This window comes from Cellulomonas sp. FA1 (genome assembly GCF_000986825.1).
GTDB classification, from domain to species: Bacteria; Actinomycetota; Actinomycetes; order Actinomycetales; family Cellulomonadaceae; genus Cellulomonas; species Cellulomonas iranensis.
The window spans coordinates 2,331,030-2,347,859 of sequence record NZ_LBMY01000001.1 but is presented as its reverse complement, the minus strand read 5'-3'; the positions used below and the strand labels follow the sequence as shown (position 1 = coordinate 2,347,859).

Annotated in this window: 13 protein-coding genes; 3 read left to right on the top strand and 10 right to left on the bottom strand. The window is 78.0% G+C overall.

Features of this window, described 5'->3' with window-relative positions; translation table 11 throughout:
• Positions 1 to 126 precede the first annotated feature (126 nt).
• Together GY42_RS10530 and GY42_RS10525 are read right to left on the bottom strand one after the other, a co-directional pair.
• Complete coding sequence (locus GY42_RS10530) at positions 127 to 867, bottom strand: SIR2 family NAD-dependent protein deacylase (protein ID WP_046529293.1); 741 nt, start codon at positions 865 to 867, stop codon at positions 127 to 129.
• A 53-nt stretch (positions 868 to 920) separates the two neighbouring features.
• Positions 921 to 2,000, bottom strand: coding sequence for an aminotransferase class V-fold PLP-dependent enzyme (locus GY42_RS10525; RefSeq protein WP_052748316.1), 1,080 nt, complete (start codon positions 1,998 to 2,000; stop codon positions 921 to 923).
• A 168-nt stretch (positions 2,001 to 2,168) separates the two neighbouring features.
• On the opposite strand from GY42_RS10525, the gene GY42_RS10520 reads away from it, so the two are divergent.
• Together GY42_RS10520 and GY42_RS10515 are read left to right on the top strand one after the other, a co-directional pair.
• Positions 2,169 to 2,642 (top strand): acyl-CoA thioesterase, encoded by a 474-nt coding sequence (locus tag GY42_RS10520; RefSeq protein ID WP_226238636.1) that lies wholly within the window; start codon positions 2,169 to 2,171, stop codon positions 2,640 to 2,642.
• A 196-nt stretch (positions 2,643 to 2,838) separates the two neighbouring features.
• Positions 2,839 to 4,785 (top strand): S16 family serine protease, encoded by a 1,947-nt coding sequence (locus GY42_RS10515; RefSeq protein ID WP_052748315.1) that lies wholly within the window; start codon positions 2,839 to 2,841, stop codon positions 4,783 to 4,785.
• Between the two features lie 15 nt (positions 4,786 to 4,800).
• Here the strand turns inward: GY42_RS10515 and GY42_RS10510 are convergent, their stop codons facing one another.
• The gene (locus GY42_RS10510; RefSeq protein ID WP_046529292.1) at positions 4,801 to 7,233 is read right to left on the bottom strand and encodes a tetratricopeptide repeat protein; all 2,433 of its coding nucleotides are present in this window, start codon (positions 7,231 to 7,233) and stop codon (positions 4,801 to 4,803) included.
• Positions 7,234 to 7,380: 147 nt separating this feature from the next.
• Between GY42_RS10510 and GY42_RS10505 the strand changes: the two genes are divergently transcribed.
• Positions 7,381 to 8,037, top strand: coding sequence for a hypothetical protein (locus tag GY42_RS10505; protein WP_046529291.1), 657 nt, complete (start codon positions 7,381 to 7,383; stop codon positions 8,035 to 8,037).
• Positions 8,038 to 8,103: 66 nt separating this feature from the next.
• Here the strand turns inward: GY42_RS10505 and GY42_RS10500 are convergent, their stop codons facing one another.
• The 7 genes from GY42_RS10500 to GY42_RS10470 all read right to left on the bottom strand — a co-directional run bounded on the left by GY42_RS10500 (position 8,104) and on the right by GY42_RS10470 (position 16,825).
• Positions 8,104 to 8,586, bottom strand: a complete 483-nt coding sequence (locus GY42_RS10500) for a PPOX class F420-dependent oxidoreductase (RefSeq protein ID WP_046529290.1) — start codon at positions 8,584 to 8,586, stop codon at positions 8,104 to 8,106.
• A 53-nt stretch (positions 8,587 to 8,639) separates the two neighbouring features.
• The gene (locus tag GY42_RS10495) at positions 8,640 to 9,635 is read right to left on the bottom strand and encodes a hypothetical protein (RefSeq protein WP_236686766.1); all 996 of its coding nucleotides are present in this window, start codon (positions 9,633 to 9,635) and stop codon (positions 8,640 to 8,642) included.
• 163 nt (positions 9,636 to 9,798) lie between these two features.
• Positions 9,799 to 10,704: an FHA domain-containing protein gene (locus GY42_RS10490; RefSeq protein WP_046529289.1), complete on the bottom strand. Its 906-nt coding sequence runs from the start codon at positions 10,702 to 10,704 to the stop codon at positions 9,799 to 9,801.
• A complete protein-coding gene (locus GY42_RS10485) occupies positions 10,701 to 11,978 on the bottom strand; it encodes a VWA domain-containing protein (RefSeq protein WP_046529288.1) in 1,278 nt (425 codons plus the stop codon). Before GY42_RS10485 ends, GY42_RS10490 begins: the two co-directional genes overlap by 4 nt.
• A gap of 52 nt (positions 11,979 to 12,030) precedes the next feature.
• A complete protein-coding gene (locus tag GY42_RS10480; RefSeq protein ID WP_052748314.1) occupies positions 12,031 to 13,365 on the bottom strand; it encodes a PP2C family protein-serine/threonine phosphatase in 1,335 nt (444 codons plus the stop codon).
• Positions 13,350 to 15,716, bottom strand: a complete 2,367-nt coding sequence (locus GY42_RS10475; RefSeq protein WP_046529287.1) for a serine/threonine-protein kinase — start codon at positions 15,714 to 15,716, stop codon at positions 13,350 to 13,352. The genes GY42_RS10480 and GY42_RS10475 overlap by 16 nt, the downstream gene beginning before the upstream one ends.
• A complete protein-coding gene (locus tag GY42_RS10470; RefSeq protein ID WP_046529286.1) occupies positions 15,713 to 16,825 on the bottom strand; it encodes a hypothetical protein in 1,113 nt (370 codons plus the stop codon). Before GY42_RS10470 ends, GY42_RS10475 begins: the two co-directional genes overlap by 4 nt.
• Positions 16,826 to 16,830: the final 5 nt, after the last annotated feature.

The following is a 16,830-nucleotide window of genomic DNA, read 5'->3' as shown; positions in this document are numbered from 1 at the left end:
GGACGGACCGCGCGGTGCGCCGGTGGTGCTCGATCGCTCTCTCGCGCGGGTGCTCAGGTCCGCCCGCACGCCGGTAGGAGGTGCTGGATCGCTCTCTCGCGGGCGGGTGGTGGTGCGGCGGGTGGGTCAGGGGGCGGTGAGGAGGTCGCGGACGAGCGCGGGGACGGCCTCGTCGATCGGTGCGCGCACGACCTCGTCGGCGAGGTGGTCGTACGGCGTCGGCTCGGCGTTGACGACCACGAGGCGCGCACCCGCGTCGACCGCGAGCGGCGCGAGGCCCGCGACGGGGTGCACCGTCAGCGTCGTGCCGATCGCGACGAACGTGTGCGCGTCGGTCGCCGCCGCCACGGCGCGCGCCAGGGCGTCGTCGGGCAGCAGCTCGCCGAAGTACACGACGTCGGGCTTGAGCACGCCGCCGCACGCCGCGCACGCCGGGTCCGGCTCCGCGGCCAGCCGGTCGAGCACGTCGCGCGTCGGGACGCTCGCGCCGCAGCGCAGGCACGACGTCGTCGCGAGCGACCCGTGCAGCTCGACGACCGACGCGGGGTCGGCGCCCGCGGCCTGGTGCAGGCCGTCGAAGTTCTGCGTGAGCGTCGCGATCAGCACCCCCGCGCGCTCGAGCTCGACGAGCGCACGGTGCGCCGGAGTGGGTCGCGCGTGCCACACCGGGTGCCCGGCCCACGTGCGCCAGCCGCGTGCGCGGACGCCCGCGTCGCGCACGTACCGGTCGATCTCGAGCAGCTCGGCCGCGGCCGGGTCCCGCGTCCACACGCCCTGCGGCCCGCGGAAGTCGGGCACGCCCGACGACGTCGAGATCCCCGCGCCGGTCAGCACGGTGACGGTCGGGGCGTGGTGGTGGTGCGGCACGGTTCTCCCGGGGTCGGCGTCTGCCGTCGAGCGTAGGCGCCGTCGGCGCGCGGTCACGCCGCGTCGAGCGCGGCGACCACACGGTCGACGTCGTCGGCGTCGTTCCAGACGTGGAACGCGAGCCGCACGCCGCCGCCGCGGCCCGCGACGCGCAGCCCGGCCGCGTCGAGCCGCGCGCGCACCGTGCCGTCGGGGTCGGGCAGCGACACGATCGCCGACCCGGCGGGCTCCAGGCCCAGCCGCGTGCGCAGCGCGTCGGCGAGCCCCACGTCGTGCGCGTGCACCGCGGCCACGTCGACGCGCGCGAACGCGTCCAGCGCGGGCGCCGCGCCGACCCAGCTCAGCCACGCGGGGGACGTGTCGAACCGGCGGCCGTCCACCGCGAGCCGCATGTCCGTGCCGTAGACGGACGCCCACGGGTCGTCGCCCGCGTACCAGTTGGCCGCGAGCGGGCGCAGCCGCGCGGCCGCGGCGGGCGTCGTCGTCGCGAACGCCGTGCCGCGCGGCGCGCACAGCCACTTGTACGCCGAGCACACCGTGACGTCCGCGTGGTCCGCCGGTGCGGGGACGAGCGGCAGCCAGCCGGCCGCCTGCGTGACGTCGACGAGGCTGACCGCACCGACCTGCGCGGCCGCGGCGCGCACGGCCCCGACGTCGGCGACGCGCCCGTCGCGCGACTGCACGAGCGACGTCGCGACGACGTCGCAGCCGTCGGCGGCCGCCTCGGCCAGGTGCCCGACCGGCACCGCCCGCACGGTCACCCCGCGGTCGGCGTGCGCGAGGAACGGGTACGTGACCGACGTGAAGTCGTCCTCCGCGACGACGACCCGACCACGGTCCGGCACCGCCGCCGCGACGAGCCCCACCAGCGGGGACGTCTGCGCGCCGATCGCCACGCGGCTCACGTCGACCCCCACGATCCGGGCGTACGCCGCACGCGACGCCGCGACCGCGACGTCGTAGCCCGCGGGGGTCGCCTCGCCGGCGGCCCACGCGTCGAGCGCGGCCCGCAGCGCGTCGCTCGTCGCGGTGAGCGGCAGCCCGCCCGTCGCGGCGTCGAGGTGACCGGGCACGCGCGCGACCATCGCGCGCAGGTCGGCGAGGCCGAGGGGCGGGGGAGCGGACGTCGTCATGCACCCAGCCTCGCGGTGCACCGGTCGTCGCACAACGACGCCGGACCGTCGTCCGGCCGGGACGGGCCGCCGACCCCGTGACCGGTCGGCACCCGGGCGTCGGCCACGCGACGGACGACGGGGCCGGCGCCCGAGGGCCGGCGCCCCGGCGGTGGGTAGCGTGGGGGCGTGGACGTGAGCGGACGAGCCGGGGCGGAGGACGGCGCGCGCGGCCGCGTCGTCATGCAGGTGCGGTGGTCGGACGTCGACCTGTTCGGGCACGTCAACAACGCGGCGTTCCTGCGGTACCTCGACGACGCGCGGTTCACGCTCTTCCCGCGCATGGGCGTCGACGAGGCCGGTGCCATGACCGCGTCGCTGCTGGTGGTCGTCAAGCACGAGATCGACTACGTCGCACCCATCCGGTTCCGGCTCGCGCCCGTCGTCGTCGAGGTGTGGGTGCCGCGCCTGGGTCGGTCGTCGGTCGACTTCGCGTACGAGGTGCTCGACGGCGACGGCCCCGACGCGGGCGTCGCGCTGCGCGCGCGCTCGCGGATGGTGCAGCTCGACCGCGCGACGCACACGCCGCGTCCCTTCACCGACGAGGAGCGCGCGACGTTCGCCGCGTTCCCCGGGCCCTCCCCGGAGCTGCGCGGCTGGTGACCGCTCCCACCGGGTGACCGCTCCGACCCGGTGACGGCCGGACACCCGTCGCGGTTGTCCGGGATCGTCCGGACCCGCGCCGGTCGGGTGCGCCGCCGCCCGTGCCGCGGCGAGCATCGCCGACGGGGCGAGCGGCGTGCCCGCGGCCCCGCGGACGACGCGCGACCCCCGCGCGCGCCGGAGACCGGGAGGACCCATGGGACGCATCACGCGCGTGGCGGGCGCGGCGGCGGTGCTGGCGCTGCTCGCCGCCGGCTGCACGGCGGCCGACGAGCCGGACACGGACACGACCATCACCGACGCGGCGACGCCCGAGCCGGGCCCCGGCTCGCTGACCATCCGCTGGCTCGCGTACACCGGGTCGGGCGAGGGGGCGGTCGGCGAGACCGAGCTGACGCGCCGCCCGCACGACGACGGCGACTTCCGCGTCGAGTTCTCCGAGAACGAGGTCGGCGGCATCGGGCCCGCCGCGCAGGCCGGCGCGTGGAACGCGGCGATCGTCTCGACGCTGCTGCTGGGGCTGCCGCTGAGCGGCGAGTTCCGGTTCGAGACGAGCGGGCGCGTCGACGGCCCGAGCGCGGGCGCCCTGACGACGGCCGGGCTCATCGCGCTGCAGCGCGGCGACACGTTCCTCGACGACGTCACGATGACCGGCACGATCAACCCGACCGGCACGATCGGTCCGGTCGGCGGCATCCCCGAGAAGGTGCAGGCCGCGGCCGACGAGGGCTTCACGACCGTCCTCGTGCCGCTGGGGCAGCGCAACTCGCCGAACCAGGCCGGCGAGGTCGTCGACGTCGTCCGGCTCGGCGACCGCGAGGGCGTCGAGGTCATCGAGGTCGGCGACGTCTACGAGGCGTACGGGCACCTCACCGGCGAGCCGCTCGAGGCGCCGCGCCTGGGCGGCGACCCGCGGCTGTCGAACCAGTCGTACGACAAGGTCTCGGCGCAGGTCGAGGCGACGCTCGCGCGCTACGACACCGCGTTCCGCCGGTTCGAGGCGCTGCCCGCGGAGATCCGCACGACGCTCGCGTCGTCCGGCCTGCTCGACGCGGCCGCGACCGCGTCGGTCGACGCGAGGGACCTCGCGCAGCAGGGCCAGCAGGCCGGGGCGTTCCTCGAGGCGCAGCAGGCCGCGATGCTCGTCGAGACGCTCGTCGGCGCCGGGGAGTGGATGAACCCGCTGTTCACGCAGGGCCTGCCGGGGCTCGAGCTGCTGTTCCGCGACGCGCTCGACCTGGGCCCGACGAGCGCACGCGTGACGTCGTTCCTCGACCAGCTCTCGACGTACTCGCCGCGCACCGTCGCCGACGTCGAGGGCCTCGTGCAGGGGTACGCGGGCACGTTCGACGCGTACTCGCTCATGGTGTTCGCCCACCAGATGATCGCGAGCATCAAGGCACGGTCCGACGCGGGCGGCTACGCGTCGCTCGAGCAGCTCTTCACCGACCTGTCCGGGCCGCTGCTGTACGCGCGGCTCAGCGAGGCGATGCTGACGTCGACGCAGGCCACGTTCGAGCTCGGCCGCGACAACCCGGGCACGCCCGTGCACGAGGACGTCGACCTGGGGGCGGTCGGCGACTTCTTCCGCCGCGGCGCCGACGCCAACCACACGGCCTTCCGCGAGATCGTCGTCGCGCCGCTCGCGCAGCAGCACGGCCTGAGCGAGGAGGACGTGCTCGCGCGGCTGAGCGGCGCCGACATGGCGGTCGCGTACGCGACCGTCGAGCGCAGCCTGCTGCCGGTGATCACCGACTACATCGGCGAGGGCAAGCCGAACGCCGACTACGCGGCCCTGGCCTACGGCGTCACCAACTACGTGCGCAACGCGGGCCTCATCGACAAGTACTACAACAACGCCGACCTGGGCCCGGGCTTCGAGATCACGGGGGTGCGGTGGCAGGCGGCGCTCAACCGCGCGCTCGACCTGGGCCGGCAGCAGCTCGGCGCCGAGGTCGACGCGCTGCGGGCGCACGACGTCGACCCGGTGCTCGGCGTCGGGTCGTACGAGGCTGCCGGGGTCATGCGCAACGGCACGGACTCCGAGCGGTTCAGCGCCGTGAACCAGTACGCCTCGGGCTTCGTGACGGCGCGGATGATCTCCTACCTCACCGGCCGCGACCTCGCCGAGGCCGCCGGCTGAGCCGGGGGCCGACGTTCAGGCCGGGTCCGCCGCGAGCGAGCCGTCGTGCGCGGGCCCGGCCGGCAGGCCCAGGGCGGCGAGCCCGGCGGCCGCACGCGTGGCCTCGTGCGCGTACCGCAGCGTGGCGGCCAGGTCGGCGGCCGTCCGGTAGCCGGCCGCCGCGAGGTCCGCGCGCCCCAGCGCGCGGTGCGTGTCCGCGAGGTTGTTGAGCACGGACACCTCGAGGTGCGGGTCGCCGATGCGGCGGCCCTGCGCGAGCGCCTCCCGGTGGTGGTCCGCGGCCGCGTCGTGGTCGCCCGTCGCGTCGAGCGCGATGCCGACGTTGGTCAGCGCGTACGCGACGACCCGGTCGTCGCCGCACGCACGGCCGATCGCCAGGGCCTCCCGCGCGGTGGCCAGGCCGTCGACGGCGTGCCCGAGCGCGAGCAGCACGTCCGACAGGTTGACCAGCGCGTTGCCCTGGCCCTCGCGGTCGCCCGCCGACGCGCTCTCGGCGGCGGCGCGGCGGTGCTCGGCCGCGGCCTCGTCGAGCCGGTCGAGGCGGCGCAGCACGATCGCCAGGTTGTCGCGCGCACGCCCGGCGTCGCGGACCCGCCCGCCGGCCACGAGACCGTCGAGCAGCTCGCGCAGCAGCGCCGCGGCCTCGTCGTACCGCCCGGTCTGCGCCGCGACGATCGCGAGCGCCTGCGTGCACTCCTCGGCCTGCTCCCGCACGCCGTGCCGCTCGAACCCGCGGCGCGCGGCCGTGAGGAGCGCCGTCGCGTCGTCCCACTCCGCGCGCCACACGCTGAGCCGCCCGAGCGCGAGCGTCGCGCGCAGCACGCCGACCTCGTCGCCCGCCGCACGCGCGACGTCCCGTGCCCGGGTGTGCAGGAGGCGCGCGGTGTCCCACCGCGAGTACTGGTTGAGCGCCCACCCGAGCGCCTCCGACAGCTCGACGACCTGCTCGGCGTCCGGCCGGGTCGCGGGGTCGACGAGCAGCAGCACGTCGGCCGTGAGCCGGTCGAGCCACGCGCGGGCCTCGCGCGCGCCGACCTCGGGCCAGCCGGACCGGGTGCGGCTCGTGAGGCGCACGCGCTCGCCGCCGAGCGCGTGGTGCACGGCCCACGCGCGCTGCACCCACAGCTCGCGCAGCCGCGCGAGCGCCTCGACGCGCTCCGACGGCGGGTCCTCGTCGGCGCCGACACCCGACGCGTACGCGCGCACGAGGTCGTGCAGCGCGACGCCGTCCGCGTCGCGGTGGACCAGGTGCACGGCCTCGAGGCGTGCGACGTCGCGCTCGGCGCCGCCCGTCGTCGTGCCCGTGAGCACCGCGACCTCGCGCGCCGACAGCGTGCGGCACGGCTGCGCGGCCAGCAGGCGCAGCGTGCGCGCGGTGCGCGGCTCGAGGTCGAGGTAGCTGAGGTGGAACGCCGCTTGCACGGCGTCCTCGACGCGCGCCGTGCCGAGACGTTCCGTGACCCGGTCGGCGTGGTCGGCCAGCGACCACGACGGCGTCCCCGCGACGTGCCGGGCCGTCAGCTCGAGCGCCAGCGGCAGCCCGCCCAGCGCGTCGACGAGACGCCCCGCGGCGGCCGGCTCCGCGTCGACCCGCTGCGGGCCGACGACGGCGCGCAGCAGGTCGAGCGCCGCGTCGGCGGCGAGCGGCCGCACCGTGACGCGCTCGTGCGGCAGCGTCGCGGGCAGGCGCAGCCGGCGCCGCGACGTCACCACCACGCGCAGGCCCGGGACCTGCGCGAGCGACGTGACGTGCTCCGCCGCGGGCACGTCGTCGAGCACGAGCAGCACGGTCCGCCCCGCGAGGTGCCCCGCGAGCGCGGTGCGCGCCGCGGCGACTCCGGCCGCCGCGGGCAGCCGCACGTCGAGGTGCCGCGCGACGGCCGCGACCACCGCCGTCGGCCCGGCCGGGCGGCGCGACGGCGACGACCCGTGCACGTCGAGGTGCAGCGCGCGCTCGGCGACGCCGGCCGCCACCAGGTCGTGCGCGACGGCGCGCGCGAGCGTCGACTTGCCCACGCCGGCCATGCCCTCGACCAGCACGACCGGCACGTCGCGCTCGACGACCGCGCGCCGCGCGACCTCGCGCTCGCGCGCCCGCCCCACGAGGAGCCCCGGGTCGCCGGTCGCGAGCCCTTCGCCGTGCGCGGCCTCCGTCCAGCGCGCCGGTGCGCCCGCGAGCCCGGCCGCGGCGAGCCACGCGGACGTCTCCTCGGCGCCCAGCCCGAGCGCCGCGAGCACGTCGCGGACCAGTGCGACGTCGACGCGGGCGCGTCCCGGTCGGAAGCAGTCGTACACGGTGCTGCGGGCGGGGGCCGCGTCGGGTTCGCCGCGCGCGGCCCGCACCTGCCCGACGCGCGCCGCGATCGCGGCGTACGACGGCGACCCCGCCTGCGCGCGCAGCGCGACCAGGCGTGCGGCGACGTCGTCGAGCCCCGCGTCCTGCGCCATGCCGCCCCTCCCGCCGTGCGACCAGGCCCTCGACCCTAGCGACGGACCGCGCGCCGGCGCGGGCGGGTCCACCCGGGACCGCGCGGGACGCACCGGAACGGCCGCGGGGGTGTCCCCCGGGTGGGTGATCTGGGTAGGTTCCTCCCCGTGCCCGAGCAGCCCCCGGCCGTGCCCACCGTCACCCCCGCGTCCGGCGCCGTCGCCGTCGTGCCCGAGGACGCCGACCACGCCTCCGCCGGACCGGCCGGCGTCGCCGTCGCGGCACTCGCGCTCGCCGCGGTCGTGGCCGCGTGGGTCGGCCTGACGCACCTGGGCGGGCTCGTCCCGGGCGTCGTCGGGCGCGTCGCCGCCGACGGCCCGCAGGCGCGTGCGCTCGCGTTCTGGGCGCTCGCGTGGGGTGCGCTGCTGCCGTGGGTCGCGACGCTCCTCGTCGCGCGCGACGGCCGCACGCCGCGGTGGCGGGGCTCGCGCGGGTGGGCGCGCGCCGGTGTGCCGCTCGTGCTCGTGCCCGTCGCGGCCGCGCACGTCGTGCTGGCGCTCGCGACGCTCGGGCCCCGCGGGACGTCGCCCGAGGAGTCGGTCGCGCAGGTCGCGCTGCTGCTGCCCGCGCACCTGCCCGCGTACGACGTGTGGGTCGGGGCGACGTGCGGCGCGTTCACCGGTCTCATCGGCCTGGTGCTCGGCGTGGCGGCCGCCGCGGGCGCCCTCGACGCGCGCGCGGGGCTGCTGCCGCGCGCGGTGTGGTGGTCGTGGCTCGTCGGCTGGCCGGCGCTGCTCGTGGGCGTCGCGCTCGTGGTCCGCTGACGCGCCGGACGGCGTCGGGCCGCGCGGCGTCCGGCCGCGCACGACGCCGAGTCGGGACGTGTCCGCTCAGTCCGCGGCGTCGAGCCGGGCGGCGACGTCCGCCGGGAAGCCGCCGGTCGCCAGCGGGCCCCACCGCTCGGGCGTGATCCGCAGCAGGCTCTTGCCCTGCAGGCGCATCGCGGCGCGGTACTCGTCCCAGTCGGGGTGCTCGCCCGCGATGCACCGGTAGTAGTCGACCAGCGCGTCCTCCGCCTCCGGCATGTGCAGCACCTCCGCGCTGCCGTCGACCTGCACCCACGGGCCGTCCCACTCGTCCGACAGCACGCACACCGACACGCGGGGGTCGCGCTCGGCGTTGCGGGTCTTGGCGCGGCCCGGGTACGTCGAGACGACGAGCCGCCCGGCGTCGTCGACGCCGCCGCTCACGGGGGAGACCTGCGGGCGCCCGTCGGCGCGGGTCGTCACCAGCAGCATGCGGTGCCGGGGACGGACGAAGTCGAGCAGCGTGGTGAGGTCGACGGGCGTGGCGGTCGCGACGGTGCGGGGCATGCCGCGACCCTACGTCGCGCGCGCCGTCGCCACCCGGCCGCCGTGCGGGCCGCTCAGCCCAGGCCCAGCAGCCCGCGCCACGTGCGGTAGTGCTGCACCGCGATGCCCTCGAAGCCGGGCGTGCCCCGCAGCGCCTGCGCGGCCAGCGCCGTCTCGCGCGCGAGCGCCTGCGCGCCGTCGTCGCCGAACGTCCACTGCGCGCCGCCCGCGACGGCCGGCGTGTCCGTCTCGACGCCCACCGTGAACGGCAGCCCCGCGCGCACGGCCGCGGCCACGGCGTCGGCGGACAGCGCGAGGATCCCGTCGTCGCCCTGCGCGTGGTCGACGAACGCGACGACGTCGACGCGGTCGGCGCGCGCCATCGCGGCGTCCGCCACCGACCCGTCGCCCCACGGCTCCCACGCGAGCCAGTAGGGCACGTCGACGCCCAGGCCCACGCCGGGCGGCAGCTCGGCGCGCACCGCGTCGAGCAGCGCGAGCCAGCGCGTCACGGACCCGGCGCGGTCGGTGCCCCACGCGGGCAGCGTCCAGGGCTCGACGTTGAGCTGCACGTGCGTCACCGCGCGGTCGTGCGTCGCCGCGTGCATCCACTGCACCGCGAGCTGCGGCTGGTCGAGCCACGGCGGGTCGCCACCGAGCACGCCCACCGACGCGCCCTCGGCGCGCACGGCGTCGACCGCGGCCGTGAGCCACGGCGCGACGGGGCCCTCGTCGGACGCCCACGGCGCCGACAGGTGCACGGTCGTCAGGCCGTGCTCGCGGACGAACGCCGCGAGCTGCGCGGGCTCGGCGGGCGCGTAGCCGGTGCCCCGGGGGTCGACCGCGCGGTCCACGGGGTTGTCCCACACCCACATCGCGCTGGTCACGGACGGCGGGGGCGGGGTGGCGGTCGCGACGTCCTGCGCGAACGCGAGCGACAGCCCCGCGAGCGGCAGCGTCGTCAGCGCCACGACCACGGCCGCGCGCCGCAGGTGGTCGCGCGCCGTGCGCGCGGGGGCTCCCGCGGCGGTCTCCGCGGCGGTGCGTGCGGTCGTGCGTGCTGCGGCCATGCGACGTCCCCCCGGAGGTCGGTCGCGACCCGTGAGTGGCGTGCGTCACGGATCGCTGTGCGACCCCGATCGTCACCTGCCGGGGCGACCCGCGCGAGGGGAGCGGAGCAGGTTCCCCCGGACGGCCGCGGACGGGCCGGGACGTTCCGGGCCAACCCCGCGGTCAGGCCTCGCCCGGGAGTGCGCGGCGTACGACCAGACGGGTCCACGACCCGAGGTACAGCCGGTCGCCGTCCTGCAGCTCGTGGCGCTGACCTGCGGGGATGGGCACCTCGGGGAGCGGCTCGCCGACGCGCGCGACGTACGTGCCGTTCGACGACTGCAGGTCCTCGACCCACCAGCGCTGCCCGTCGGTGTTGAGCTGGCAGTGCCGCCGCGAGACGCCCGAGTCGGCGCCCGCGTCGACCTGCGGCCGGATGTTCCGCGACGCCGACGGCCGCCCCACGAGCACGCTGCGCTCGCGCAGCGGCACGAGCACGGGCAGCCCGACCGACGGCATGGGGTCCTCGGCCTGCTGCGCGGCGTACCAGTCGGGGTCGACCCACAGCTCGGCGACCCACGCGTCGTCGCCCGGGGTCGGCGGCGCGAGCGGCGGGTCGGCGGGTGCGGGCTGCTGCGCACCGGGCGCTCCCGGCGCACCGGGCGCGGCCGTCGCGGCCGGCGATGCTGCGGGCTCGCCGGCCGGGTCCGCCGCGTCGACGCCGGGTACGGCCGGGGGAGCGGCCGGCGGCGTGACGCCGGGCGGCGGGGTCAGCGGGGTCGGGCCGGTCCCGGTGCCGGCCGCGGGGGCCGGGGCGGGGGCCGGTGCGCCGAGGTCCAGCGACGACGTCGGCGCCGCGGCCGCCGGGGCCACGGGCGTCGCGCCGGTCGTGAAGTCGTAGCCGCAGTTCTCGCAGAACAGCGCACCCGACGCCGCGGGAGAGCCGCAGTGCGGGCACGTCGACGGGCCCGCCGCGGCCGGTGCGGGCGTCGCCGCCGCGGGGGCCGCCGACGCGATCGGCGTGCCGCACACGTCGCAGTAGTCGGTGGCCTCGCTCGCGTGCCCCTGCGGGCAGGTCACGGCGCTCACCGCCGCACCCGCGTGGTCTTCGTCGAGGCGGTGTCCAGGGCCATCTCGTCCAGGCGCGACGCGCCCCGCTTGAGCCTCACGGTGCCGTGCTCCTCGTCCTCGACGTCGACCACGCGCCGCAGCTTGCTCGTGGCCTCCTCGTTGCCGGTCTCGGCCGCGAGCTGCACCGCGCGCCCGAGCTTGACGGTCGCGGTCGCCTCGTCGCCCGCGGCCTTGGCGGCCAGGCCCTCCTGGATCGCGTCGGCCAGCTCGGCCTGCCCCGTGTAGTGCGCGACCTCGGGGCTGATGCGCGCGGTGAGCGACGCGTCGTCCGACCACGCGGCCTTGACGAGGCCGGACGCGAGCACCTCGTCGCCGACCGCGATCTGCACGCGTGCCGCGAGCTGCTCGTTGCCGACCGTGCGCGAGGGCACGCGCACCGCCACGTGGTAGTCGCGGGACTCGTCCGCCCACGCGCCGGTCGGGTAGGCGCCGACCAGCGGCGTGACGTCGGTGCGCCGCGCCGTGAGGTCCTCGACGGTCGGCGCGACCTGCCGCACGAACAACACCTGCCCGCCCTGCGGCGTCCACACCCGCAGCTGCGCGTCGGCCACGCCGCGCGCGAGCGACGCCGCGAGCAGCGCCCGGAAGTCGTCGGCGATGTCCGCCGGGTCGGCGATGAGCTCGACCGTGCCGAGCAGCGCGGTGGAGATCTCGCGCAGCTCGTCGACCTGCCAGTGCTGGCCGACGCCGCGCGCGTCGCACTGGAACCGGCCCGTGACGTCGCGGATCGCGGCCGTGAGCTGCTCGCGCGGCTCGGACTCGTTCTTGCCGTCGGTCAGCAGGATCGCGTGCCGCTGGGTGGCCGCCGGCTGGGTCGCGAAGATCTGGTCCGCGAGGCGCAGCCACGTGCTCATCGCGGTGCCGCCGGTCGCCTTGAGCGCCGCCACGGCGCGCTTGGCCTCGGCGCGCGCGCCGGGCTCCATCTGCACGATCGCGACGCGCGCGTTCGGGTACGGGAACACGCGCTGCGCGACGTGGCTGCCGCTGACGATCGCGAACCACGTCCCGTCGGGGATGTGGTCGAGCGCGACCTGCGCGGCGTGCTTCGCGGCCTCGAGGGTCGGACCCGTCATGGAACCCGACGTGTCGATCATGACGACCTCGGCGACGCCGCCGTCGGCGGTGACCGCCCGGCCCACGCCCTCGGCGGTGACGGTGACGATCGCGTGCACGTCCGTGCCGCCGTCGGGCAGGAACTCGTTCTGGAAGACCTCGGCGCGGAACGTGGCCACGGTGCTGGCTCCTCGGGGGTGGCGAAGCGGGCGGGACGGGGTCGGCGGCTGGTCAGGCGGTCGGCGGGGCGGCGGTGCGGGGTCCTCCCGCGAGGCTACCGGCCGGTCGACGGCGCACGGTCGGGACGGTGCCGGGGTCGTCCTCGGCCGTCGTGCCGGGCGCGACGTCGGTGCCCGCGGGGCCGGTGACGCGCGCGAGCGCGACGGTGACGTTGTCGTGCCCGCCGCGCGCGTTGGCCCAGCCGACGAGGTCGCGCGCGACGGCCACGGGGTCGGGCCCGAGCCGGTCGACGGCGTCCCGGACCAGCCCGGCGACGACGTCGGGAGCCGACCCGTAGTTCCACAGGCCGTCGGAGCACGCGAGCACCCAGCCCGGCCCGGCGGGCCGGGTCGCGACGGTCCGGGCCGTCGCGTCCTCGGCGTCCGCCCCGAGCCAGCGCGTGATCGCGTGCGCGTCGCGCGAGCGCTCGGCCTGCTCGCGCGTCATGCCGCCGGCCACGAGCTCGGCCGCGAGGGAGTCGTCCTCGGTGAGCTGCTCGGCCGGGCCCGCGTCGGGCAGCCAGTACACGCGCGAGTCGCCCAGCCACCCGGCCGCCACGAGCGCCGGCCCGACCAGCGCGGCGGCGAACGTGCACGACGGCGGGTCCTCGCGGGACGCCGCGTCGTCGACCGCGGCGCGCACCGCGACGTCCGCCGCGTGCCCCGCCGCGACGAGCAGCCGGGACCACGCCGCGGCGTCCTCGACCGGCGGGGCGACCGCGCCGACGCCGCCCACGAGCAGGTCGCGCGCGGCCTGCGCGGCCGCGCGGCTCGCGCGGTCGGAGTCCGGGGCGGACGCGACGCCGTCGCACACCACGAGCACCGCGACGTCGCCCGCCGTGCCGAGCGCGAGCGCGTCCTCGTTGCGGCGGCGTCGCACGCCGACGTCGCTCACGCCGCCGACGTGCTCGGACGCACGCCGCTCGACGTGGTCGCGCTCGCGCGGTGCGCGGGCGCCGCACTCGAGGCAGTACCCGTCGGGGGCGATCTCGCCGCCGCACGCGGGGCACGGGGCGGGTTCGGCGTCCGCCGCGTCGGGGGCGCCGTCGCGTGCTCCCTGCGGCGCCGCGGCGCCGGCCGCGGTCGCGTCCGGGTCGCCCAGGTCGCCCAGGTCGCCCGGGTCGCCCTGCTCGCCCGGGGTGGCAGGGGCGGCGGGCCTGGCGACGCCGGCGGCTGCGTCCGCCGGGCCCGTCGACGGCGCGGCCGTCCCGTCGGGCGTCGTGCTCCCGCTCGCGGGTGCGAGCACCGCGCCGCACGCCTCGCAGAACCGCGCCCCCGGGCCTGCGGCCTCGCCGCACGCCGGGCACGCGGCGGCGTCGGGAGCCTCGGCCGTCACCACGCCGTCCACCGCCGCACCCGGTTCGCGCGGTCCACGAGCGCGACGCGCTCCGCCCGGTCCGCGGTGAGCGCGGCCTGCTCGCGGTACGCGCCCTCGAGCGCCGTGCGCAGGTGCGGCTCGGTGGCCTCGGCACCGTCGAACGTCGCGCCGCGCGTCGTGCGCCCGGTCGTGACGAGCTCGAGCGCGGTGCTCAGCACGTCGACGCGCAGCGCCGCGCGGTCCGCCGGCGCGAGCGTGACCGACCGCACCGAGTCGAGCGCCGCCGACAGCGCGCGCAGGTCCTGGCGCGAGCGCGCGAGCACCCGCGCGCGCAGCAGCCGCGCCTGCGGGTACGACGAGCGCGTCGGCGTCACGAGGTCGAGCGCGGCGAGCGCGCCGTCCACGTCGTCCGCGGCGCGGCGCAGGCGCGCGAGCCCGAACGCCGCCGGTGCCGTGTAGTTCGCGTCGGCGTACGCGCACGTCGCGTAGAGCTGCTCGGCGACGAACGGCTCGTCGGACAGCTCGCACGCCGCCGCGAGCGCGAGCTTGGGCGCGAGCTCGCCCGGCACCTGCCCGTACACCGCGTTGAACGACGCACGGGCCGCGACCGCGTCGCCCGCCGCGAGCTGCGCGAGGCCCTGCGTCCACACCGCGCGCCACTCCCACGGGTCGTCCGCGAGGATCGCGTCCACCGCGGACGCCGCGACCTCGGGCCGCCCGGCCTCGATCGCGGTCGTGGCGCGCAGCAGCCGCACCTCGACGCTCTCGTCGGGGGCCGACGCGAGCGCGACGAGCCGCTGCTCGGGGTCGGCCACGTTGACGCCCGCGAGCCACCCGGCCATCGGGTCGTCGGGGTCGACCCGCAGCGCGGGCAGCTCGTGCCACGCGAGCGGCCGCTCGACCTGGTCGGTCGTGGGCGGCTCGAACAGCACCGACGCCGCGCTGGTCAGCGGCGGGTCGCCCGCGCCGCGGTCCGCGGCGACGACCTCGCGCAGCACGCCGAGCACCTGCGCGCGCATCTCGTCGACCGTGCCGAACCGGTCCGACGGGTCCGGTGCGCACGCCTTGGCGAGCAGCCGGTAGAACGAGTCGTACCGCTGGAACACCGGCGTCTGCTCGACGGGCGGCAGCGCCGCGACGTACGTCGTGGTGTTGCCGCGGAAGTCGAGCACGAGCGTCGCGAGCGTGCGGCCGATCGTGTAGACGTCGGACGCGACCGACGGGCCGTCCTGCGCGACCTCGGGCGCCTGGTAGCCGACCGTGCCGTAGATCGCGGACTCGTCGTCGTCGACGCGGCGCACGCCGCCGAGGTCGATGAGCTTGAGCGCGTCGCCCGCCTGGATGACGTTGTCGGGCTTGAAGTCGCAGTACAGCAGGCCCACGTCGTGCAGGTACCCGAACGCGGGCAGCACCTCGAGGACGAACGCGAGCGCCTGGTCGACGGGCAGCGGGTCGACCGTGCCGGCCGCGTCCCGCCGGTCGGTGAGCAGCTGCTTGAGCGACCGCCCGCCGACGTACTCCATGACGGTGTACCCGTCGCCGTCGTGCTCGACGAAGTTGTAGATCTCGACGATCAGCGGGTGCTCGACCCGCGCGAGGAACTGCCGCTCGGCGATGGCCGCGGCGACGGCGTCCTCGTCGCCCGTGTTGAGCAGGCCCTTGAGCACGACCCACCGGCCCGACACGTTGCGGTCGCGCGCGAGGTAGATCCACCCCATGCCGCCGTGCGCGAGGCACCCGACGACCTCGTACTGCCCCCCGACGAGCGTGCCGGGCGTCAGCCGCGGGTCGAAGTCGAAACGCGCGCCGCACTTGGGGCAGAAGCCCTGCGTGCGCGCGGGCACGCCCTCGCGGCCGCGGCCCACGGGCTCGCCGCACGACGCGCAGAACCGCTTGCGCTCGGGCACCTGCGGGTCCGCCATCACCGCCTGCAGCGGGTCGGCCACGGGTGTGGGCGGCACGCTCGTCAGCCCCGCGCCGAGGCGCGCGCGCCGCAGGCGGGTCGACGACGTGCCGAGCCGACGCGTCGTGCGCGAGCCGGTCGCCGCGGTGCGCGCCGAGCCGAGCGCGGCCGACGCGAGGCGCGTCGAGCTGGTGCGGCCCGTGCGGGTCGAGCGCTCGGCGTCCGGGTCGCCGCCCGCACCGGGCGTGGGGACGCCGCCCGCGATGCCCGTGCCGAGCATGGCCGAGGGCGTGCGCGCGGCCGCGGTGCGACCGGTCGCCCCGGCGGGGGAGGCGGGGACGGCCGCGGGCGGGGGCGTGGTCGTGCCGGTGCTCGTCGACGCGGCGCCCGCGGGCGCGGGCGAGCCGCACACGTCGCACCAGCCGTCCTCGTAGCTGCCGGTGCACCCGGGTTCGCGGCACGCGGTGGCGCTGGTCATCGGGGTCCTCCCTGTCCGCCCGGCAGCGGCCGGGCCAGGTGCTCGTACTGCTCGACGAGGGCGCGGGCGAGGTCGACGTCGCACGGCGTCGCGTCGACCGCGGCGCGCGCCTCGTCGTGCGCGGCCCGCACGGTCGGGGACGCGTCGCGGCCGTTGCCGGCGGCGAGCGTCGTGGCCTGGCCGACGCGGTAGCGCAGCTCGGCGCGCTCGCGCAGCGGCTCGCTGTACGCGTCCTGCGCGGCGTCGAGCGCGCGACGCACGGCGTCGAGGCGCGCGACGTACGCGTCGAGCCCTGCGCGGTCCTCGGGGACCGGGCCCAGGCGCGAGACGTCGGGCACGGCGTTGCGCGGCGGGTCGACGACCTCGCGGCGGCACCGCTCGGCGAGCTCGTGCAGCGCGGGCTCGCGCGCCTCGAGCGCCGCGGCGGTGGTGTGCGCGTCGACGCGCGCGCGGGCCAGCGAGCGGCGCTGCGACACCGCGACCATGAGGTCGCGCTCGGCGCGCGCCGCCTGCGTCTCGAGCTCCGCGAGCGGCCCGGTGACGTCGCCGCCGCGCGCGGCCTGCTCCGACAGCCGCTGCTCGCGCGTCCGCAGGCCCGCGACCCGCTCGTGCGCGGCGGCGTCCGTCCCCGCGAGGTCCTCGGCGCGCACGAGCGACGCCCGCACGCCGCGCAGCCGCGCGACCACGTCCGCCGTGTCGGGGTCGAACGCGAGGCGCGTGCGCAGCGCCGAGACCATCGCGTCGCACAGCGTCAACGCCTCCGGCAGCGACACCGGCGCGGCCCCGGCGCGCGTGTCGACGCGCCCCCACACGAGCTGCGACATGCGTTCGCGCTCGACCTCGGTGACGCGCCCCGAGTCCCACACGGCCAGCAGCTCGTCGGCGCGCGTGCGCACCGACTGCCACACCGTGAGCGCGAGCACCACGTCGGGCGTGTACCGCTGCGCGTCGGCCGTGGCCTGCGCCGCGGCGTCGAGCGCGTCGAGGCGCGACCGGCGGTCGTCGAGCCACGTGAGCAGCCCGTCGAGGTACGTCATGAGGTCGCGCGCCGGGATCGCCTCGCCCAGGCGCCCGGGCGCGACCGGCGCGACGACGTCCCCGCTGGCCATCACGC